Below are 20,131 nucleotides of genomic sequence, written 5' to 3'. Positions count from 1 at the left end.
GCGTGTCCGCGATGGATCATCCGAGGATGGATCCCCGGCGGAGAGTGGCCGGTGAGATCGCCCAGATCGTCGGTGGCGCGGTGCACGGCCAGCTCCAAGGACAACTCGCGGACCAGGTGAAACGGCGGTTGTCCGCCTGGAACGACCCACGCGCCAAACTCGACCGGCGGTACCGCCGGTCGAGTCGGGTGCTCACGTTCTGGTTGATCGTCCTGGCCATCCTCGCGGTGGTCGGGACCCTCACCCTGGTGGGCGCCCTGCCGTCGGCGCCGGGCGTGATAGCGGCGATCGGCCTGGCCGGCACGGGAGTGCTGGCCGTGCGCACGAAGTCGAAGATGCGCGAGATCGACACGGCCCGCCGACAACTGGCCCTGGCCCCCGTGCGCACCCCGCTGCCGGCCAGGAGTTCGGCGGCGAGGCAGCCGATGGAGCGCCTGGAAGACGCGGAAGACACCCTCCGAGAGCTGCTGCGGCAGCTGGACTCGGCAGCCCTGACCTCGGTGCCGACCGACTCGGTGGCCCAAGCGAGGGCGACGGGAACCGAAGCGTCCGCCGCGATCAGGGCCGTGTCGCACCAGTTGCAGGCCGTAGAACGAGCCAGGGACACCGCCCCACCCCTGGACCGCGGCCCACTGGTGGACGGGGTCCACCGCTTGAGGGCCCAACTGGACGAAGGCGTAGAGGGCTACTGCGGCCTGGTGGCCGCAGCGGGCCGGGTCCTGGCGGAAAGCACCGCCTCCAACCCCCGCCAGGTCTTGGGCGACGCCACGGACCACCTGGCAGGTCTGGCCTCAGCCCTGCGAGACATCTCCCACTGGACCCGCCCAGAATCCCCCTGACCAACCCCCGCCACGCCGCCCGTGCGGCGATGCCCGGCCGCCGCGCGCCGTGCGGCAGCTCACCGCCGCCGCGCCACTGCCGCCTGCCGCGCCGCTGCGTCCGCGTCGACCTTGCGTGCCAGTGCGCGGGGTTGTCGGAGCACGTTCGCGGTGGCGTGTGCCCGAACGGGCCGTGTGGCGGGCGGCGGATCTCCGAACCGTTCCGGTCGGCCTGCTGCACGTCGCGTCTCTAGTTCCGCGCGGCCCCAGTCAGGCGACAGGCCGTAGTCGTCTGAGGCCCTCGGGGTGGTCGAGGCCCGAGGTCTGCGGTGTGCCAGGCTGGGGCCATCCGCACGAACGGCGCTTGGGTCACGTTGGGTAGTTGCGCTGGGCTGATGTGCTCGGTGGTCTGGTATTCCCTGCTGCAATCGTGTGATTATCAGACCGTTATCTGGCCTCGCCCACTACATGGCGTGGCAGGATCCCTGAGTCGAACAGCGGCGTTCGGCCTTGGTCGCCGGGGGAGGGCATTGAGTGGCGTTGTGGACCGTGCACGGCGATGGCCGCACCACCGACGGTGACGCGGTCAGCCCGCAGGAGCGACTCAGCTGGCCACTCACCATCGGCTTCGGTGCCCAGCACCTGGTCGCGATGGCCGGTGCCACGATCCTCGTCCCCGCCGCCACCGGCCTGCCGGTCGGCACCACCCTGCTCTTCTCGGGCGTCGGCACGCTGCTCTTCCTGATCATCACGCGCAACCGCGTCCCCAGCTACCTCGGCGCGTCCTTCGCCTTCATCGCCCCGCTCCAGGCCGCCCGCAGCGAAGGCATCGCCGCCCAGCTCGGCGGCATCGTCGCGGCCGGCCTCCTGGTGATCATCATCGGGGTGGCGGTGAAGGCCCTCGGCGTCCGGCTGCTCGAATCGGTGATGCCCCCGGTGGTCACCGGCGCGGTCGTGATCCTGATCGGGTTGAACCTGTCGCACCGCGCGGCGTCCTCGTTCGCCGAGCAACCCCTACCGGCCGTGGTCGCGATGGGCATAATCCTGCTCTGCGGCGTCCTCGGCCGCAGGCTGTTCTTCCGCTTCTCGGTCCTCCTCGGCGTGGTCGTGGGCTGGGTCCTCGGCTTCGTCCTCGGCATCGTGGACACCGCCCCGGTCGCGAACGCCGCCTGGTTCGGCTTTCCCACGTTGCACGCCCCGGAGCTGCGCCCGTCGGTCACCCTGCTGATCCTGCCGGTCGTGATCGTCCTGGTCGCGGAGAACGTCGGCCACGTCAAAGCCGTCGCGGGACTCACCGGCCGCAACCTGGACGGCAGCGTCGGCGACTCGATCATCGCCAACGGCCTGTCCACGACCCTCGCGGGTTTCGGCGGCGCCCCCGGCACCACGACCTACTCCGAGAACATCGGAGCGATGGGCGTGACGAAGGTGTACTCCACCGCCGCGTACGCCGTGACCGGCGTGATGGCGATCCTGCTCGCGTTCTCGCCGAAGGCCACCGCGGCCCTCGGCACCATCCCGCCGGGCGTGGTCGGCGGCGCGACGCTGGTCCTGCTCGGCCTGATCACGCTGGTCGGCGTGCGCATCTGGATGGACAACCGGGTCGACCTCGCCAACCCCGGCAACGCCCTGGTCGGCGGCGCGGCACTGGTCGCGGGCGTCGGCGACCTGACGCTGAAGCTCGGCAACATGGAGCTGGGCGGCCTGGTCTGGGGCTCGCTCCTGGTCGTGATCCTGCACCCGATCATGCGCTGGCTGCGCGCCGCCCGCCGAATCTGACCCAGCCCGCCGCCGCCCGGCTCACCCGCCGCCGCCCCGGACCATGGCTTCCGGGAAAAACCCGCCTACGAGGCGTTCCTTCTCAGTGCAAGCGTTTGCGTGCCGGTCTCGATCGTGTACGAAAAAGCCTAGACGAGTGAGCGGGCGATCCTGCGGACCAGCCCCGGACCCTCGTAGATGAAGCCCGTGTAGAGCTGGAGGAGGCTCGCGCCGGCGTCCATCATCCGCTTCGCGTCATCCACCGACGCGATCCCGCCGACCCCGATGATCGGCAGCTTCCCGCCCGTCTCCCGGCTCACGAACCGCACCACCTCGCGCGCCCGCTCGGCCAGCGGCCGGCCGCTCAACCCGCCCGCCTCGCCCGCGAGCGCCTGGTCCGCCGGCGCGAGCCCGTCCCTCGACAGGGTGGTGTTGGTCGCGATCAACCCGGCGACCCGGTGCACCGCGCAGACCTCCAGCAGTTCACCGATCGCCTCGTCGGTCAGGTCGGGCGCGATCTTCACCAGCAGCGGCTTGCTCGCGGCGGCCCCGGCCAGGGCGGCGGACGTCTCGTTCAACGCCGACAGGAGTTCCGCGAGCGCCTTGCGGTCCTGCAAGCTGCGCAGGCCCGGCGTGTTGGGCGAACTGATGTTCACGGCGAAGTAGTCGCCGTGCCGGTACAGCGCCCGCAGCGACGCCCGGTAGTCCTCCACGGCCTCTTCGACCGGCGTGACCTTGGACTTGCCCAGACTGATCCCCAGCGGCACGGACAGCGGCCCCAGCCGGTCCAGACGGCTCGCCAACGCCGCCGCGCCCTCGTTGTTGAACCCCATCCGGTTGATGATCGCCTCGCTGTCCCGCAGCCGGAACAGCCTCGGCTTCGGGTTGCCCGGCTGTGGGTGCCGGGTGACCGTGCCGACCTCCACGAACCCGAACCCGAGCGCGCTCCACGACGGCAGCGCGCGCCCGTTCTTGTCCAGTCCCGCAGCGAGTCCAACCGGGTTGGGGAAACGCACCCCGAACACTGTGCGCTCACCGACGGCCTTACGGCGCACGAGCCGCGCCGCCGGGCTCAACACCGTCATCGCGCGCAGTGTGGTCTCGTGGATGCGCTCCGCGTCCCCGCCGTGCATCCGGAACAACGTCTTGCGCACCACGCTCTTGTAGACCACGGCAGTAACCCTAAGCGATCGGCCCAGGCTGGCAGCGCGGGCACCAGTACGACGTCCGCTCCTGCACTCCCTCGCCCTGCTCGGCCACACGCACCCGTGTGCCGCACCGCAGGCACGGCCGCCCGGCCCGCTCGTACACCCAGGACTCACGTCCACGACCGATCAACCCAGTCGTGTTCCGCACTGGTCGCAGCGCGTTGGCCAGCAGCAACTTCCGCGACAACGCCACCGCACGGGCACCGTCCACACCGGACACCGGCGTCCACGGCGACACGCCCAGCAGGAAGCACACCTCGGACTTGTAGACGTTCCCCACGCCCGCCAGCACCCGCTGGTCGAGCAGCGCGAGACCAACCTCACGCTCCGGATCCGCCGTGAGCCGCGCCACGGCCTCCGCCTCGTCCTGCGCCGTCCACGGCCCCAGCAGGTCCGGCCCGAGGTGCCCGACCAGCCGGGACTCCTCGCCGGTCGGCACCAGCTCCAGGTCGTGCAGCGCGAACCCCACCGCCAGCCGGTCCGGCACCTCCAGCACCACCCGCGCCTGGTGACCGGGCCGCTTCCACCGGTCGCCCGGCCGGTAGAGGTGCCACGACCCGTCCATCCGCAGGTGGCTGCGCAGCGTCAGGTCGCCGGAGAACCGGGTCAGGATGTGCTTGCCGACCGTGGCGACCCCGACCACGTCCCGCCCGGCGAGGTCGACTGTGGCCAGCCGGGGGTGTCGGAAGTCCGTGCGCACCAACGTCCGCCCGGCCAGCGCTTCATCCAGCCGCCGTCCGGTCAGGTAGACCGTGTCACCCTCGGGCACTGCTGTCGAACACCATCTTCAGCCCGAACGCCACCAACACCGACGCCGTAAGGCGCTCCGTCCACTGCTTGACGCGTGGCCGCGTCAACACCACCGCGGCACGTCCCGCGAGCCATACGACGACGATCTGCCACACCTGACCCATGCCGACGTGGATGCCCACCATCAACGCCGCCCACCCCGTCGTCTCGCCCGACGTGGGCAGGAACTGCGGAAGGAGGCTCAGGTAGAACACGCCGATCTTGGGGTTGAGCAGGTTTGTCGTGAACCCCACCCGCAACGCCTGCACAGGTGTGATCCGCGGTGCTTCCACGGGCTTGTCCACCCGCGCGCCGCGCAACGACCTCCACAGTGCCGACCCACCGAGCCACAGCAGGTAGGCCGCGCCGGCGTACCGCACCACGTCGTAGGCGACTCGGGACGCCATCAACAGCGCCGTCAGCCCCGCGATGCTCGCCGCGCCCCATACGAGGCAGCCGAGCGTCGTGCCGAACCCGCAGACCAGGCCGGTCTTACGCCCACCGCCGACCACCATGCGCAACAACATCATGGTGTCGAGGCCGGGCGTGATCGTCATCAGCAGCGCGGTGACCGTGAACGCCAGCAGCGCGGTGCTGCTCACGCGTCCACTGCTTCCTGGATCTCTTCGTCGTCGAAGTCCCCGTGCACGGGGCGTCGCCTGCTGCGGCTGAGTCGCAGTATCCGCGCCAACAGCAGGTTGAACGCCAACGCCACCTCACGCGCGCCGGGCGTGCCCCACTCGTGGATCGGCATACAGGCGCCCTGCGCCTGCTGCACCGCCAACCGGTCCGGCAGCGCCACGGGCATCACCAACGGCCCGAAGATGTCACGCAGCTCCTCGATCCGGAACTGGTGCTCGTGCGAGCGCGGCCGGACCCGGTTCACCACGACGCCCAACGGCTGGAGGTCCGCGTTGTGCTCACGCTCGGACTGCACCGCTTCGAACGCCCGCTGCACGCCCGCCACCGCGAACATGGTGGGCTCGGTCACCAGCAGCGCCCGGTCCGCCGCCACCAGCGCCGACCTGGTCAGCTGCCCCAGCGACGGCGGGCAGTCCAGCAGGACCAGCTGGTAGGGCTCCTCGGCGTCGTCCTCGGAGGCCAGCACCCGCAGCGCCTCGCGCAGCCGGCCCAGCCGCGACTCGCCCGGATCGGGGTGGTTGAGCAGCTCGGCGTCCTCCGAACCGGCCAGGACGTCCACGCCGTCGCCCCAGGCACTGGGCGCGATGGCCGCCCGCACGGTGTCGCTCGTGGGGTCCTGCAGAACGTCGTAGATGCTGGTGTCGGTCTCTTCGGGTTCCAGCGTGGAGGTGGCGTTGCACTGCGGATCCAGGTCGATGACCAGCGTCCGCACCCCGCGCCGCAACGCCGCCGACGCGAGACCCAACGCGACCGTCGTCTTCCCCACGCCACCCTTAAGGCTGAGCACCGCCACCGTATGCACGAAGTGCAGCCTACGGTCTCTAGGCTCTAGTGCCATGCGACCGGACGCCGTACACAGGGTGCTCGACACCGAGCTGGCCGCCGCGCGCCGGCGCCGTGGCGGGGAACCGCCCAGGGTGCTGGACGTGGGCGGCGGCAGCGGTGTGTGGGCCGTTCCACTCGCTGTGGCAGGTTGCGTGGTGACCGTGATCGAGCCCAGCCCCAACGCGCTCGCCACCCTGCACAGGCGTGCGACAGAGGCCGGTGTGACCGGGCGCATCACGGCCGTGCAGGGCGACACGGACGCGTTGGACGCCGACTCCTCCGCCGACCTGGTGCTCGGTCATGGGCTGCTGGAGGTCGTGGACGACGCGGCCGTGGCGCTGAACGCGCTGGCCAAGGCCGTCGCGCCGGGTGGCGCTGTGTCGGTGCTGGTCGCGAACCGGTACGCGGCCGTGCTGCACCGCGCGATCGCGGGCCGGCTCGTGGACGCGCGGCGGCTGCTGGACGACGAGTCCGGGCAGCTCGCCGGGTCCCGTGAGCCGTTGCAGCGCCGGTTCGACGTGGCCGGGCTGGAGGCGCTGGTGCTCGGCGCGGGCTTGGAGCTGGAGGTGCTCCAGGGCCACGGCGTGGTGTCCGACCTGGTGCCGGGCTCGGTGCTGGAGTCCAACCCGGGCGCGGCCGAGGCGCTGGCCGAGCTCGAACTGGCCGCCTCGACCCGGTCGCCGCTGCGCGACGTGGCGGCGCGGCTGCACGTGTTGGCCCGCCGCCAGGGGTGAGATTGCGGTAGAAACGGGGTCGGCAAACCGCTGCCGACCTCCAGGAGTCCCGCATGGGAGATCCGCTCTTACCAGAGGTTGTCCCCACCGGTCGGAGACCGACGCCGACCGGGGACCGCTGATGGCCGGTGACCCGCCCGACCAGGAGCCCCCGAAACGGGAGCCCCCGAAACCGGAGTCGCTGGAAGACGAGGTGCGCCGCGCCGTCGGCGGTGACCGGATGGCCATCGCCTGGCTGTTGGCCTCCGTCCGCCCGTTGGTGGTTCGCTACTGCCGTGCGCGGGTGGGCCGTCAGGAGCGGTCGTACACCTCGGCGGACGACGTGGCGCAGGAGGTCTGCCTGGCCGTCCTTACCGCGTTGCCGACGTACAAGGACCACGGACGACCGTTCTTGGCGTTCGTGTACGGCATCGCGGCGCACAAGGTGGCCGACGCGCACCGCACGTCGCTGCGCAACCGTGCGGAGCCGGTGCCCGAGGTGCCCGACTCGCCGTCCGACGCCGACGGCCCGGAACAGAGCGCGCTGCGCGCCGAACTCTCCCGCCACGTCGCCGAACTGCTGAAGATCCTGCCCGACAAGCAGCAGGAGATCCTGCTGTTGCGGGTGGTGGTGGGGCTGACCGCCGAGCAGACGGCCGTTGTCGTGGGCTCGTCGCCCGGTGCCGTGCGGGTCGCGCAGCACCGGGCGTTGTCCCGGTTGCGGAAGGAGGTCGGGACCTCTCGCCGGTTGTTGAGCGGCTAGTGCCGCCAGCGGGTGGCGTGGGTGATCTCCTCGGACGAGGCGTCGGCGAACTTGGCGATCTCACCGCGCCGCACGTCCGCGATGGTGGCCGCGAACTCGACGCCGAACGCCTCCGTCAGCACCTCGTCGTCCTCGAACGCCTTCACGGCGTCCTCCAACGACGTGGGCAGGCGTTGCGCGCCTTCCACGTGCACGGGGTCCACGGTCACCGGAGGCGGCAGGTGCGCCCCGTCCACGATCCCCGCCAGACCGGCGGCGAGCGTCGCCGCCACGACCAGGTAGGGGTTCGCGGACAGGTCGAAGCACTTGATCTCCAGGTCGCGGTTCTCCACGAGCCGCAGCGCGGCCTCCCGGTTCTCCACGCCCCACGTCGCGAACGCGCCCGCCCAGTGCGACGGGATCAAGCGCAGGTAGCTCGCGACCGACGGGCAGCCGATGGCGCACAGGCCGGGCAGGTGCCGCAGCACGCCCGCGGCGAAACCCTCGGCGTCCGGGTGCAGCCGTCCCTCGAACAGGTTCTTCCGCTCCCTCCACAGGCTGACGTGCAGGTGGCCGCCGTTGCCGACGCCGTCCGAGACGACCTTCGGCGAGAACGACGCGCGCAGCCCGTGCCGGATGGTGATCGCCCGGATCGTCTCGCGGACGAGCACGGCGGTGTCCGCCGCGTGCACCGGGTCCTCGGGCGCGGTGGACACCTCGAACTGGCCCGCCGCGTACTCGGGGTGGAACTGGAGGACGTCCACGTTCTGCTCGACCAGGGCGGAGATCAGGTCGGCGCAGTAGTCGGACAGCTCGACCTGGCGGGTGTGGCCGTACGCGGGAGCGGTGGTGGCGGGGCGGAAGTCGTCCGTGCCGCCCTGGCCGACCACCCACTCGACCTCGAACCCGGCGCGCACCTCGAAGCCGTTGACCGCCAGCCGGTCGGCCATCGTGCGGGCCAGGCCGCGCTCGTCCTGCGGGTGCGGCTCGCCCTGCTGGTCGTAGCGGTCCGCCGGTGCCCACGCCCACCCCGGCTGACCGGCCAGGACGGTGATCCGGGCCAGGTCGGGGTGCAGCCGCAGGTCGCCGACGGGGCCGCCCGCGTAGCGCCCGGCGACGATCGTGTCGTCGAGCAGGAACGCGTCGAACGAGGGAGAGGTGCCCACGCCGTGCGCAGCGGCGCGGGGGAGTTTGTCCAGCGGGACCGTCTTCACGCGTGTGATGCCGCTGTGGTCGACCCAGGTGATCGCGACCGCCACGACGTCGCGATCGGCCAGGCCGTCCAGCAGCGCTGTGGCTTGTGCCTGACGGTGGTCTCGTTCCGCGGTGTCCATGAGGTGCGTGGTTACACCAGGTCACTAGTGTTCAACAAGTGGACCCGTTGCTGCCCTACGTGGCCGAGTTGAACCTTGTGGACCACCACTGCCACGGGGTGTTGCGCGATGACCTGGACCGGACCGGCTTCGAGGAGATGCTGACCGAGGCCGACACGGTCAGCCGGTGGGGGACCTCGCTGTTCGACTCGTCCGTCGGATTCGCGGTCCGGCGCTGGTGCGCGCCCTTGCTCGACCTGCCGGCGCACGTGCGCCCGGACGAGTACATCGCGCGCCGGCGGTCGTTGGGCGCGGCGGAGGTGAACCGGGCGTTCCTGGTGGCGTCGGGGATCTCGACGTTCCTGGTGGACGGAGGGCTGTGGCCGGAGAGGTTGCACGGTCCTTCGGTTTTCACCGGATCTCGTGAACTCGCCGTCGTTCGCTTGGAGCGGCTGGCCGAAGAGGTGATCATCGAGGGTGCCACGGGATTTCCGGACCGGGTGCGCCGGGCGTTGGAGAGCACCCCGGCCGTGGCGGCCAAGTCGATCGCGGCCTACCGCGTGGGCTTGGAACTGTCCGGGGAGCGCCCGTCCGACGGCGAGGTCGTGGCGGCGTGCGAGCGGTGGTTGGCGGCCGGTGGTGGGCGGTGTGCCGACGAGGTGCTCTCGCGGTTCCTGGTGTGGGAGGCGTTGGACCGCGGGCTGCCGGTGCAGTTCCACGTCGGCTACGGCGACCGCGACCTGGCGTTGCACCGGGCGGACCCGTCGCTGCTGACGGACCTGCTCCGGGCGACCGAGCACCTGGGCGTGCCGATCATGCTGTTGCACAACTACCCGTTCCACCGGTCGGCCGGGTACCTCGCGCAGGTGTTCCCGCACGTGTTCGCGGACCTCGGGTTGGCGACCCACACGGTGGGCCACCAGGCGAGCCGGGTGCTGGCCGAGGCGCTGGAGATCGTGCCGTTCGGGAAGTTCCTGTTCTCGACCGACGCGTTCGGCCTGGCCGAGCTGTACCACCTGGGCGCGCTGTTCTTCCGGCGCGCGCTGTCGGACTTCCTCCAGGCGGGGATGCGGCGGCAGGCTTTCGGGGAGGCGGACGCGGTGCGGATCTCTCACCTGATCGGGTCGGAGAACGCGCGCCGGGCCTACCGGTTGGACTAGACTGTCGAACACGCGTTCGAGGCTCGTCCGGGAGGTGCTTGTGGGCCGCAGCGCCAACCTGCCGCGCGGCCTGGTCGACCGGTTCCGGGCGCGTGACGGTCAGTGGCCGGACGACACCGGCTGCTCGATGCTGCACGTCGACATGGACGCCTTCTACGCGTCGGTGGAGATCCGGGACAACCCGGAGCTGGCCGGCAAGCCGGTGATCGTCGGCGGCACGGCCAACCGCGGCGTCGTGTCGGCGGCGAACTACCTGGCGCGCGAGTACGGCGTGCGCTCCGCGATGCCGACGGCGCACGCCCGCCGGCTCGCGCCGCACGCGGTGTTCGTGACGCCCAACTACGCCCGGTACCAGGAGGTGTCCCGGGGGGTGATGGCGATCTTCCGCGACATCACGCCGCTGGTCGAGCCGCTGAGCCTGGACGAGGCGTTCCTCGACGTCAGCGGCGCGCTGCGGCGGCTGCGGGCGACACCGGGTGCGATCGCCGAGACCATCCGCGACCAGGTCGAGCGGGCCGAGGGCGTCACCTGCTCGGTCGGGGTCGCGCCGACGAAGTTCCTGGCGAAGCTGGCCTCGGGGATGTGCAAGCCGGACGGCATGATGGTCGTGCCGAAGGCGGCGGTGCTGGAGTTCCTGCACCCGCTGCCGGTGTCCGCGCTGTGGGGTGTCGGCAAGCGCACCGCCGAGCAGTTGGACCGGGTCGGCCTGGAGACGGTGGCGGACGTGGCGGCGACCCCGCTGCCGAGGCTGCGCCGGGTGCTGGGCGTGGCGCTCGCGGAGCACCTGCACGCCTTGGCGCAGGGCCTGGACGACCGGCCGGTCGTGCCGTCGAGCCGGGAGAAGTCGATCGGCGCGGAGGAGACCTTCGAGGTCGACCACTTCGACCGGGAGCTGTTGCGCCGGGAGCTGTTGCGGCTGTCCGAGCGGTCCGCCGGGACGCTGCGGGAGCGCGGGCTGCGCGGCCGGACCGTGTCGATCAAGGTCAGGTTCGCGGACTTCACCACGATCACCCGGTCCAAGACGTTGCGGGTGGCGACGGACGTCACCCAGGAGGTCTACAAGACCGCGGCGACCCTGCTCGACGAACAGGTGCCGCCCGGAGCGGTGCGGCTGATCGGCGTCCGGATCGAGCAGCTGGTCGAGGGCGAGGGCGGCGAGCAACTGATGTTCGACGCGCCCGAACGCGGCTGGCGGGAGGCCGAACAGGCCGCCGACCAGGCCCGCACCCGTTTCGGCCGGGCCGCGGTGACGCCGGCGACGCTGCTGGCCGCCGTGCCGTTGCAGCCCAACCTGCCCGAGCCCCAACCCGACCGCTGACCAGGCCCGGCACCCGATTCGGCCGGGCTGCGGTGACCCTGGCGACGTTGCTGGCCGCCGTGCCGTTGCAGCCCAACCTGCCCGAGCCCCAACCCGACCGCTGACCGGTTCGGGGTTCCGACGTCCGGGAGCGGGCCGTTCGGGTGGTCGACCGGCCCGGAGCGGACGTCCGGGTCGATCACCGGGCACCATCACGGGGTGGACCGGTTCTGGGGCCTGCTCACCCCCGCCGAGCACGCGGTGCTCAGCACGACGGGAACGGAGCGCGACTACGCCTCCGGTGCTGTGGTGTGCCACGAGGGCGAGATCACCAGCTACGTGCTGGTAGTGCGGAAGGGGCTGTTGCGGGTCACCGCGACCACGGCGGCCGGCGGGGAGAAGGTGCTGGCCGTGCGGGGCGCGGGCGACATCGTCGGCGAGCGCTCCGCCATCGACGGCCTGCCCCGGTCGGCCACGGTCCGCGCGCTGGGCTCCGTCCGGGCGCTGGTGCTGACGGCACCGGGCTTCGCGTCGCTCTGCCAACGCCACCCGCGGATCGCGTGGGCCGTGCTGACCGTGATCGTCGCCCGCCAGCGCGACGCCGACCGGCAGCGCGTCCAGATCAGCGGCACGGCGACGCAGCGCGTGGCGGCCGTGCTGATCGACGTCGCGCTGGAACGCGGCATCGCCGACCAGGGCGGGGTGGCGTTGAGCCAGGAGGAGCTGGCGGGCATCGCCGGCACGTCCCGCGAATCGCTCGTGCGGGTGCTGCGCGCGCTGCGCGAGGAGGGGATCATCAGCACCGGGCGGCGGAAGATCGACATCCTGGAGGTCGACCGCCTCTACGACCTGACGATGTGATCGGCGGCCGTTCGGGTACTGGTTGACCTGCGTCGATGTTGCGTCGCCCTTGTGCGTCATCTGACGCAGAACATCTGCTCGGCTCCCCCTACAAATGAGGTACGCCGAGTTCAGAGGGGGAGACCATGAACCGCAACGAGGAACCCGCCAGGTCCCGCCGGAGGTTCACCGAGCGCCTCGCCTGCACCCTCGTCTTCACCGTCGTCCAGCTCTGGGCGGCCGCCGTGGTCCTGACCCAGCTGGAGACGACCGGCCCGATCGCGCTGGCCGTGGCGCTGGTGCTGACCGGAGGCCTGATCGCGGTCTACGACGCGTGGCGCGAGGTGCGTTCCGGCCGACGTGAACTGGACGCCGAGATCAGGGAGGACCTGGTCCGGCTCTGAAGCCACCTGGCGGCCGGCGAGGGGTGGCCGCCGTTCCCAGTGAGGCCTTCCGCGGGCGGTCGGGTCCGCGGAAGGCCTCACTTCCTGTATTCGCCGACCCACTTGTCCACACCCCGGATTCCCTGTCCACAGATCGCGGACCGGCAGTCGACGTCCCGCCCGGAACCGTCCATCGTGGACACATGCGAACCCACACCCGAGACCGCACCACGATCAGGCTCGACGCCCTCGCGGGCCTGTTCCCGCACCAGGTGGCCACCGCGACGGAACTCATCGGCCTGGGCCTGCCCAACGACGAGGTGACGGCCCGCTGCCGTCCCGGCGGCGAGTGGCAGCACCTGCTGCCCGGAGTCCTGCTGTTATCCCGAAAACCCCCGAACCGCCCGCAGTGGATGCAGGCGGCCCTCCGCCACGCCGGCCCGCACGCCCAGTTGACCGGGGTCGACGCACTCCAGCTGCACGGGATGCGCGCCGTCCCGGTGGCGGGCCCGGTGCGGGTCCTGTCGGCCAGACCGGTCGACCCGAGCCCGGAGGTCGGGGTGACCCGGATCCGCGTGCTCCCGCCCCCGGTCGTGCGCAGGGGCTTCCTGACCGCGCCGCTGACCAGGGCGGCGGCCGACGCCGTCCGGGCGCTGCTGCCTGACCTCGACGCGGTGCGGGCGGTGCTGACGGAGGTCGTGCGGCGCGGCGGCGTGCCGGTCGCCGACCTGGCCAGGGCGCTGGCCAGGGGAGCGGAGCCGGCGCAGCAGGTGCTGGCCGACCTGGCGGGCGGCGTGCGCACCGTGCCGCAGGCGTGGGCCAGGGCACTGCTGTCCGACTTGCCGCTGCCTCCGCCGACGTGGCACGTCGAGCTGGAGACGGCCGACGGCGTCGCCCTGGGCACCGCCGACGCCTGGTGGCCCGAGCCGGGCCTGGTGTGGCAACTGACCCCGAACCCCGACAACCATCGCCTGATCGCCGCCGGGATCGCGGTCGCCCAGACGACCCCGCAGGAACTCCGCCAATCCCCGACGACGGCCGCGAGAACCCTCCACAACGCCCACCGCCAAGCCGCCAACCGACCCGCACCCCGAATCGAGGCAACCCGCATGACCACAAAACCCTGACCCCGCCGGCCCGACGATCGACGGCCCGACGATCGACCGCTCGACCGCTCGACCGCTCGACCGCTCGACCGCTCGCCCGCTCGCCCGCCGCCCGCCGCCCGCCGCCCGCCGCCCGCCCAGCGTCGGCCTTCCGCCGCGCCCGCCACCGGTTGCCTGCTGCCCGCTGCTCACCGCCGGTGGCCAGCCCACCTGCGGATCGCCTGTCCGCCTGCCGCTGGTCGCACGGCCGGTTCCGCCGGCCTCAGCTCGGTCGACCATGGCGCTGGTGGAACGTCGGGCCGGGTCGGACGTCGGACCGGGTCGGACGGGAGGACTCCGGATAGGTGGCTGGGCGGCCTGGACGAGTGATGCGCAAGTCGAGGCGGTGGCCGGATACGGACGAAGAGTGCCACCTGGATCGTGGATCGCGGGTGTCCGGTTGATCTGATCGTCCTACCGCAACCGGACCTCGCATCCCTGCCTGACCGCTTACGACCAGTGACCGACCTGCGCACTACTCGTCTAGAGGCTCGGCGGGCGGTAGCCGAGGGGCGCGTAGACGTGGGTGATCTTTGGGGCGGTGTTCGCCAAGCGTGCAGATGAGGTCGTCTTCGTGGATCCGAAGGTCGGATGTCCGATGGGCGGTTCGGGCGATTTGGGGGTGTTGTGAAGCTCACCCGGTTCGTTCCGGTGCGGCCGGGGGGTTGACAGATGACCTTTCGGGCTGCTTTCGCGGCCTTACGTGGGCCCTACCGTTGACCCGTGAGGATGATGGTGACCGAAGGAACCGCTTAGGGGCACGGACTGGGTAGTCGCCAAGCCCCGCGAATCGTATCCTGGTTGTGACGCCCCCAGGGTGGGGCGTCCGCCGGGACCGGCGGCAACCGTGAACACCCGGCGCCCGCGACCGCTGTGCCGGAGGAGGAGCCATGCCACTCTCCGAGCACGAGCAGCGACTGCTCGACCAGATCGAGCGCGCGCTCTACGCCGAGGACCCGAAGTTCGCATCCACTGTGCGTGGCGCCAAGCTGCGCAAGCCGTCGCGACGGCGTCGTATCCAGGGCATCGCTTTGTTCGCCGTGGGTGTGGCGTTGCTGGTGACGGGTGTGATGTTGCCGAAGCTCGCTGGTATCCCGGTGGTGAGCGTGGTCGGCTTCCTGTTGATGTTCTTCGGCGTGCTGCTCACCGTGACGACACTCCGTCGTGGTGATCAGGGTGCCGAGGAACCCGACGAAGAGGGAAGTCGGCCCAGCAGCCGCAGCTCGTTCTCCCAGAAGATGGAAGAGCGTTTCCGTCGACGTCTAGAGGACGAGTAGACGCCCCTACCCGACGCACCCGGCCCGCCCCCGCACGATCACCCACCCGACCCGGTCGGACGTGATCTCGGGGAGCGGGCCGTGCGTATGCCCGAAATAGGGTCGGGCGACGTCTGACGCGGCGGCGTCCAGCGGCGTTTGACGGCGTTCGGCGGCACCTCGGCCGGCGGGGTTCCATGGCGAGGCTCCGGGCGACCCCAGGCTCCGGGCGAACCCAGGCTCGTGGCGGCCTCATGGACACGGGCCCTGGGAAGCGCTGTGGCCCGTCCCCGGGCGGGGACGGGCCACGTGAGCCGGCCGGGGATGCGCCCGGGAGGGGTCAGTCGTCGGACTCCGGTGGGGTGTTGGGCTGGAGGACCGACCTCGGCAGCACCTTCGCCCGCAGGGCCAGGGGGGCGTTGCGGCTCAGGCTTCGGCGGACGTCGTCCACCGCGCGGGGGAGGGTCGGGTCGGCGGTGCCGTTCGTGCTGTACCAGGAGCGCTCCACGGCCCCGACCACGGCGCGCAGGCCGTCGCGGCCCTGCTCGTCGAGGTTGTGGGCGCGGGCCATTCGGCGGGCCGCCACTCGCACGGTCTCCGTCGTCGGCACCCGCGTGCCCCGGTCCACCGACTCCGCCAGCAGTTCCTGCCACGCGGCTCCGGCGGCGTTCGGGCCCAGGCCCGCCACGGCTTGCAGCCTCGTGCGCCGGCGCACCGCCCGGACCCCGGCCGGCACCAGCGCCAGTTGCACGACCAGCACCGGCACCGCGATCCACCACGACACCAGCGCCAGCGCGAGGGTCACCGCCGCCACCCACGTCGTCACCGCGATCCCGGTCAGCACCGGCATCAACCACGGCCACTTCGGCTTCCACGCCGCGCCGGTGCCCCGCCGCCTGCCCAGCGCGACGAACAGCACCGTCAGCAGCGCGGCCATCACCACCAGCAGCCCGGCCGCGATCAGCAGCGAGACCAGGTGCCACGCCGGGGTCGGCGTCGACTCCTGGGCGCCGTTGTCCTGGCCGGTCGTGCCCGGCGCGGTCGACGCGCTGGTGGTGGGTGCCGCGGTCGTCTCGGCCGTGGTCGTGGTGGTGGCGTCGGTCGGGTCGGTCTCCTCGCCGTCCGGGTTCTGGCCCGAGATGTACGGCGGCACGATCGCCCGGCCGTCCGACAGCGGCGTCGGGTCGAAGACCATCCAGCCGTAGCCGGGGAAGTAGATCTCCACCCACGCGTGCGCGTCCTGGGTGGTGATGGTCTGGAAGTCGCTGGTCGGGAAGCCCGCGGTGAAACCCATCGCGACCCGGGCGGGCAGGCCGACCGACCTGGCCATGATGGCCATCGCTGACGCGTACTGCTCGCAGTAGCCCCGCTTGCCGGTGAACACGAAGTCGCGCAGGGCGTCGGTGGTCTGCGCCCTCGCCGTCTCCGTGGTGTAGGTGAAGCCGTTCGTGCCGTCGGTGAAGAACTTGTACAGCGCGGTGGCCTTGTCGAACGTGTTGCTCTCGCCCTTGGTGAGCTCCCGCGCGAGGTCCCGCACCTCGGGCGCGACGCCGGGAGCTTCCAGGTAGACGTCTTCCACGTCGATCGCGCCGTTGGCCTTGCGCAGCGCCTCGGCGGGCGGGGTCTTCAGGACCGTGTCCAGCTTGTACGGGCCGGCCTCGCGCGCCCGGACGCTGTACACCATCCCGCGCACCGGGTCGTAGCGCCAGTTGTCCTCGACGTCCTGCAGCCGGCGCGGCCTGCCGTAGACGGGCAGCCAGTTGTCCAGCCAGCTCACCGGCTCGATGGTCACCTGGGTGGTCTCGCCGCCGCCGGGGTCGCCGGGCTGGGCGGGCAGCACGCCGTTGGCCTGCACGCCGGTGGGCAGGTCGTCGCCCATCTTCCAGCCCTGGTCGGGGATGTACTCGCGCAGCGTCATCGCGCGCAGGTACGCCGACTCGGACAGGCCGCGGACCCGGAACAGCTCCTTGGTGCTGCCCTGGTCGAGCATGCCGCGCAGCTGGGTCATCGGGTCCAGGCCGAGCCGGTCCGCGCCGCCGCCGACCGCGTCACCGGTGCCGGGGAGCTTGCCGACGGTGCCGACCAGGGTGATGCTCGCGCCCGCGATCAGCGCGACGACGACCGCCATGCCCGCCACGGCCGCCGCCGCCGGGCCGGAGCCGCCGGCGCCCCGGCCGGGCAGCCTGCCCCGCCACGCCTGGTGCCGGTGCTGGCCGTCGACGGCCAGCAGCAGCGCGAACGCCGCCGCGCCGAACACGAACGTCCACAGCGGCAGCATCTCGTCGGCCAGCGACGCCGGCACCGCGAACACGCACAGCAGCACGAGCCCGGACGCCGCGGGTGCGGCCGCGCCGACCGCGAGCAGGTCCACCAGGACCGCCACCAGGCCGATCGACACCATCACCAGGCAGCGCATGGCGTCGCTGTCGTCCACCGGCGGCACGCCGGTCTGCACTTCGGCGAACGCGTCGCCGAGCACCGAACCGAGGTCGCCGATCGACTGCGGGCTGGGGAACACCACCAGGAACCCGGTCCGGGTGAAGATCGTCACCAGCAGGCAGGCCAGGGCGAGCACCTGCCCGAGCGCGACCACCGCCACCGGCAGCCGGGCGGCGCGCAGCAGCACGCCCGCCCCCACCACGACGGTGATCGCCACGGCCAGGTTCACCAGCCACAGCACCCCGCCGATCACGCTGGACAGCGCGGTCGCCGCGCACAACGTCGCGAGGCCGGCCACCGCCGGCGTCGCGCTGACCACCCAGTTGCCCCCGGTGGCGGTCTTGCCGGTCACCTCTAGCCCACCTCCGTGCGCACCACTGGTCCGCGGTTGCCCGCGCTGTGGCACAGCTCCTGCCAGATCTGTCCCATGGGGGTCGACGGTCGCGCCACGACGGAGCCCCAGCCGGCCGCGCCGAGCAGCCCGCGCGCCTCGTCGGGGTCGGGGGCGGGGTCCTCGGAGGCCGCCGCCCACGCCCGTACGTCCAGCACCACGGCCAGGCTGCGCATCCCGCGCGGCCGGTTGCGCACCAGCGCGTCGACCACGGCGGGCGTGGAGCCGCCGAGGATCGCGATGACCTCCTGGCCCGCGCCGGGGTCCAGCCCCGCCGCCGGTTCACGCCGGTGCGAGGGCTGCAACGCGGCCAGCGCGTCGAGCACGACGGCGTCGCTGTGGCCGCCGTCGCCGGACCCGCCCGCGAGCACCCGGCCGTCGTCGCCGATCAGCCGCACCTGGTGGCCGAAGCGGTGCAGGTGCAGGCACACCGAGGCGGCGAACGACACCGCCCACTCCAGCGACGAGCCGGGGCCGCTGCCCCGGTGCGCGGACAGCCGGTGGTCCAGCAGCACGGTCGTGCCGCCGCGCCACGGCCGCTCCTCGACGCGCACCATCAGCTCGTCCCGCCGCGCGGTCGACTTCCAGTGCACTTTGCGCAGGTCGTCGCCGTGCCGGTACTGCCGCACGATGGCGTCGTCCTCGCCCTGGCCGGTCCGCAGCCGGATCGAGCCGTCGTCGCCGGAGCCCATGCCGGAGCCGCTGGGCAGGCCCGCCAGGCCGACCACCCGCGGCACCACGACCAGCTTGGACCGGCCCGCGAGCTCGCGGTCGAACTCGGCCAGCCCGAACGGGTCGGTGACCCGCGCCATCAGCGGCCCGACCTGCTGGATGCCACGCATGACCGGCTTGAGCGGGTAGCGCAGCGCGGTCACCGTGTTGCGCGGCAGCCGCTCGACCACGAACCGGGGCCGCGAGCCGAGCGCGTACGGCACGGCGTCCTCCAGCAGCAGGCCGCCCGTGGGCAGCCGGCCGGTGGAGCGCAGTTCCACCCGCACGTCGGTGGCCGACCCGACCTGGACCCGGCTCGGGAACAGGAACCGGGCGGCGTGCAGGCCGACCCGGGCCCGCTGCGCCAGCCACGCCGCGAGCAGCGGCAGCGCCACCACGAACGCCGCGACCCGCAGCAGGTCGCGCTCGTTGAGCACGATCGCGCACAGGCCGGCGGCGATCCCGGCGGCGAGCAGGCAGCGGCCCCTGGTGGTCAGTCCGGACAGGGCTCCGCGCATGTCAGCGGTGGGGGTTGGGGTTGTGCTGGAACTGGCCCGACGGGTCGAGCCCACCCTGCGGCACCGGGACCCGCTGGAGCAGGTTGCGCACCAGGTCGGCGGACGACCGGCGGGCGGCCTGGGCCTCCGCGGTCAGCACCAGCCGGTGCGCCAGCACGGGCACCGCGATCGCGTGGATGTCGTCGGGCACCACGAAGTCGCGGCCGGCCAGCGCCGCCTGCGCCCGCGCGGCCCGCACCAGTTGCAGGGTGGACCGCGGCGACGCGCCCAGGCGCAGCTCGGGCAACCGGCGGGTCGAGCCGACCAGTTCCACGGCGTACCGGCGGATCTCCTGCGACAGGTGCACCCGGCGCACCGCGTGCACGAGCTTGAGCACCTGGTCGGCGTCGGACACCGGGCGGAGCTCGGCCAGCGGGTCGTTGCCCGCGTGCTCGTCCACCATGGCCAGTTCGGCCTGCGGGTCCGGGTAGCCGATGGACACCCGCGCGGTGAACCGGTCGCGCTGGGCCTCGGGCAGCGCGTAGGTGCCTTCCATCTCGATCGGGTTCTGGGTGGCGATCACCATGAACGGCGCGCTCAGCGGGTAGGTGTGCCCGTCGACCGTGACCTGGTGCTCTTCCATGCACTCCAGCAGCGCCGACTGGGTCTTGGGCGAGGCGCGGTTGATCTCGTCGCCGACCACGATGTTGGCGAACACCGGGCCGGGGCGGAACTCGAAGTCGTTGTCCTGCCGGTTGTAGATCGACACGCCGGTGATGTCGCTGGGCAGCAGGTCGGGGGTGAACTGGATGCGGCTCACCGAGCAGTCGATGGACCGGGCCAGCGCCTTGGCCAGCGACGTCTTCCCGACGCCGGGCACGTCCTCGACCAGCAGGTGGCCCTCGGCGAGGAGGGTGACCAGGGAGACCCGGACGACCTCCGGCTTGCCGACGATGACCTTCTCGACGTTGGCCGCGATCCGCCCGACCACGGCGTGCAGTTCGGCGAGCACCTCGTCCGGCCGGCCGTGCGGCTGGGCCGGGTTGGCCATGGCCGGGTGCGCCGTGTTGTTCACGTGGTGGGGCCCACCGCCGCCGTACGAGTGTTCGGGCAGCGCGGCTGGCTGGGTACTCGGAGTCACTCGACCTCCCGAAGACCACCGCGACCGGTTCGCGGTGGCGGTGAGCGTTTCACGCAGTGTGTC

General features: G+C 72.2%; 18 protein-coding genes. 10 read left to right on the top strand and 8 right to left on the bottom strand.

The window, feature by feature from the left end:
* The first annotated feature begins 26 nt into the window (after window positions 1-26).
* The gene (gene pspM / locus BN6_RS33475) at window positions 27-839 is read left to right on the top strand and encodes a phage shock envelope stress response protein PspM (RefSeq protein WP_148303124.1); all 813 of its coding nucleotides are present in this window, start codon (window positions 27-29) and stop codon (window positions 837-839) included.
* A gap of 513 nt (window positions 840-1,352) precedes the next feature.
* Complete coding sequence (locus tag BN6_RS33470; protein WP_015104286.1) at window positions 1,353-2,597, top strand: uracil-xanthine permease family protein; 1,245 nt, start codon at window positions 1,353-1,355, stop codon at window positions 2,595-2,597.
* Window positions 2,598-2,725: 128 nt separating this feature from the next.
* Here BN6_RS33470 and BN6_RS33465 read toward each other — a convergent pair whose 3' ends face one another.
* The 4 genes from BN6_RS33465 to BN6_RS33450 are packed head-to-tail and all read right to left on the bottom strand — an operon-like array spanning window position 2,726 to window position 6,017.
* Window positions 2,726-3,748, bottom strand: coding sequence for a quinone-dependent dihydroorotate dehydrogenase (locus tag BN6_RS33465; protein WP_015104285.1), 1,023 nt, complete (start codon window positions 3,746-3,748; stop codon window positions 2,726-2,728).
* Window positions 3,749-3,758: 10 nt separating this feature from the next.
* A complete protein-coding gene (locus tag BN6_RS33460; RefSeq protein ID WP_015104284.1) occupies window positions 3,759-4,553 on the bottom strand; it encodes an Fpg/Nei family DNA glycosylase in 795 nt (264 codons plus the stop codon).
* On the bottom strand, window positions 4,540-5,175 hold the full coding sequence (locus BN6_RS33455) for a LysE family translocator (protein ID WP_015104283.1): 636 nt from the start codon (window positions 5,173-5,175) through the stop codon (window positions 4,540-4,542). The genes BN6_RS33460 and BN6_RS33455 overlap by 14 nt, the downstream gene beginning before the upstream one ends.
* Window positions 5,172-6,017 (bottom strand): ParA family protein, encoded by an 846-nt coding sequence (locus tag BN6_RS33450; RefSeq protein WP_041314990.1) that lies wholly within the window; start codon window positions 6,015-6,017, stop codon window positions 5,172-5,174. Before BN6_RS33450 ends, BN6_RS33455 begins: the two co-directional genes overlap by 4 nt.
* A 34-nt stretch (window positions 6,018-6,051) precedes the next feature.
* On the opposite strand from BN6_RS33450, the gene BN6_RS33445 reads away from it, so the two are divergent.
* Window positions 6,052-6,774, top strand: coding sequence for a class I SAM-dependent methyltransferase (locus tag BN6_RS33445; protein ID WP_015104281.1), 723 nt, complete (start codon window positions 6,052-6,054; stop codon window positions 6,772-6,774).
* 121 nt (window positions 6,775-6,895) lie between these two features.
* A complete protein-coding gene (locus tag BN6_RS33440) occupies window positions 6,896-7,516 on the top strand; it encodes a sigma-70 family RNA polymerase sigma factor (RefSeq protein ID WP_015104280.1) in 621 nt (206 codons plus the stop codon).
* On the opposite strand, the gene BN6_RS33435 is transcribed toward BN6_RS33440, so the two are convergent.
* Window positions 7,513-8,829 carry a type I glutamate--ammonia ligase gene (locus BN6_RS33435; protein WP_015104279.1) on the bottom strand — a complete coding sequence of 439 codons (1,317 nt, stop codon included), beginning with the start codon at window positions 8,827-8,829 and terminating at the stop codon, window positions 7,513-7,515. The two genes, BN6_RS33440 and BN6_RS33435, sit on opposite strands and share 4 nt — an antisense overlap.
* A 38-nt stretch (window positions 8,830-8,867) precedes the next feature.
* On the opposite strand from BN6_RS33435, the gene BN6_RS33430 reads away from it, so the two are divergent.
* The 6 genes from BN6_RS33430 (at window position 8,868) to BN6_RS33405 (ending at window position 14,910) form a co-directional block, all read left to right on the top strand.
* Window positions 8,868-9,968 carry an amidohydrolase family protein gene (locus BN6_RS33430; RefSeq protein ID WP_015104278.1) on the top strand — a complete coding sequence of 367 codons (1,101 nt, stop codon included), beginning with the start codon at window positions 8,868-8,870 and terminating at the stop codon, window positions 9,966-9,968.
* A gap of 40 nt (window positions 9,969-10,008) precedes the next feature.
* Window positions 10,009-11,286: a DNA polymerase IV gene (locus tag BN6_RS33425; protein WP_041314987.1), complete on the top strand. Its 1,278-nt coding sequence runs from the start codon at window positions 10,009-10,011 to the stop codon at window positions 11,284-11,286.
* 198 nt (window positions 11,287-11,484) lie between these two features.
* The gene (locus tag BN6_RS33420) at window positions 11,485-12,126 is read left to right on the top strand and encodes a Crp/Fnr family transcriptional regulator (RefSeq protein ID WP_015104276.1); all 642 of its coding nucleotides are present in this window, start codon (window positions 11,485-11,487) and stop codon (window positions 12,124-12,126) included.
* Window positions 12,127-12,251: 125 nt separating this feature from the next.
* Window positions 12,252-12,509 carry a hypothetical protein gene (locus BN6_RS33415; RefSeq protein WP_015104275.1) on the top strand — a complete coding sequence of 86 codons (258 nt, stop codon included), beginning with the start codon at window positions 12,252-12,254 and terminating at the stop codon, window positions 12,507-12,509.
* 182 nt (window positions 12,510-12,691) lie between these two features.
* The gene (locus BN6_RS33410; protein ID WP_015104274.1) at window positions 12,692-13,615 is read left to right on the top strand and encodes a serine/threonine-protein kinase; all 924 of its coding nucleotides are present in this window, start codon (window positions 12,692-12,694) and stop codon (window positions 13,613-13,615) included.
* A gap of 908 nt (window positions 13,616-14,523) precedes the next feature.
* The gene (locus BN6_RS33405; protein WP_015104273.1) at window positions 14,524-14,910 is read left to right on the top strand and encodes a DUF3040 domain-containing protein; all 387 of its coding nucleotides are present in this window, start codon (window positions 14,524-14,526) and stop codon (window positions 14,908-14,910) included.
* A gap of 319 nt (window positions 14,911-15,229) precedes the next feature.
* On the opposite strand, the gene BN6_RS33400 is transcribed toward BN6_RS33405, so the two are convergent.
* The 3 genes from BN6_RS33400 to BN6_RS33390 are packed head-to-tail and all read right to left on the bottom strand — an operon-like array spanning window position 15,230 to window position 20,068.
* Window positions 15,230-17,680, bottom strand: a complete 2,451-nt coding sequence (locus BN6_RS33400) for a transglutaminase family protein (RefSeq protein ID WP_015104272.1) — start codon at window positions 17,678-17,680, stop codon at window positions 15,230-15,232.
* Between the two features lie 2 nt (window positions 17,681-17,682).
* Window positions 17,683-18,948 (bottom strand): DUF58 domain-containing protein, encoded by a 1,266-nt coding sequence (locus BN6_RS33395; RefSeq protein ID WP_015104271.1) that lies wholly within the window; start codon window positions 18,946-18,948, stop codon window positions 17,683-17,685.
* A gap of 1 nt (window position 18,949) precedes the next feature.
* Window positions 18,950-20,068, bottom strand: a complete 1,119-nt coding sequence (locus tag BN6_RS33390) for an AAA family ATPase (RefSeq protein ID WP_051075830.1) — start codon at window positions 20,066-20,068, stop codon at window positions 18,950-18,952.
* Window positions 20,069-20,131 lie beyond the last annotated feature (63 nt).

The organism is Saccharothrix espanaensis DSM 44229 (genome assembly GCF_000328705.1).
GTDB lineage: Bacteria > Actinomycetota > Actinomycetes > Mycobacteriales > Pseudonocardiaceae > Actinosynnema > Actinosynnema espanaense.
The sequence above is the reverse complement of the archived record's forward strand: the minus strand, read 5'-3'. Positions and strand labels throughout refer to the sequence as shown.

Coding starts and splice junctions, on each gene's coding strand:
- BN6_RS33445 (WP_015104281.1), top strand. CDS start 6,052: ATGCGACCGGACGCCGTACACAGGGTGCTCGACACCGAGCTGGCCGCC.
- BN6_RS33435 (WP_015104279.1), bottom strand. CDS start 8,829: ATGGACACCGCGGAACGAGACCACCGTCAGGCACAAGCCACAGCGCTG.
- BN6_RS33410 (WP_015104274.1), top strand. CDS start 12,692: ATGCGAACCCACACCCGAGACCGCACCACGATCAGGCTCGACGCCCTC.
- BN6_RS33440 (WP_015104280.1), top strand. CDS start 6,896: ATGGCCGGTGACCCGCCCGACCAGGAGCCCCCGAAACGGGAGCCCCCG.
- BN6_RS33395 (WP_015104271.1), bottom strand. CDS start 18,948: ATGCGCGGAGCCCTGTCCGGACTGACCACCAGGGGCCGCTGCCTGCTC.
- pspM (WP_148303124.1), top strand. CDS start 27: ATGGATCCCCGGCGGAGAGTGGCCGGTGAGATCGCCCAGATCGTCGGT.
- BN6_RS33415 (WP_015104275.1), top strand. CDS start 12,252: ATGAACCGCAACGAGGAACCCGCCAGGTCCCGCCGGAGGTTCACCGAG.
- BN6_RS33405 (WP_015104273.1), top strand. CDS start 14,524: ATGCCACTCTCCGAGCACGAGCAGCGACTGCTCGACCAGATCGAGCGC.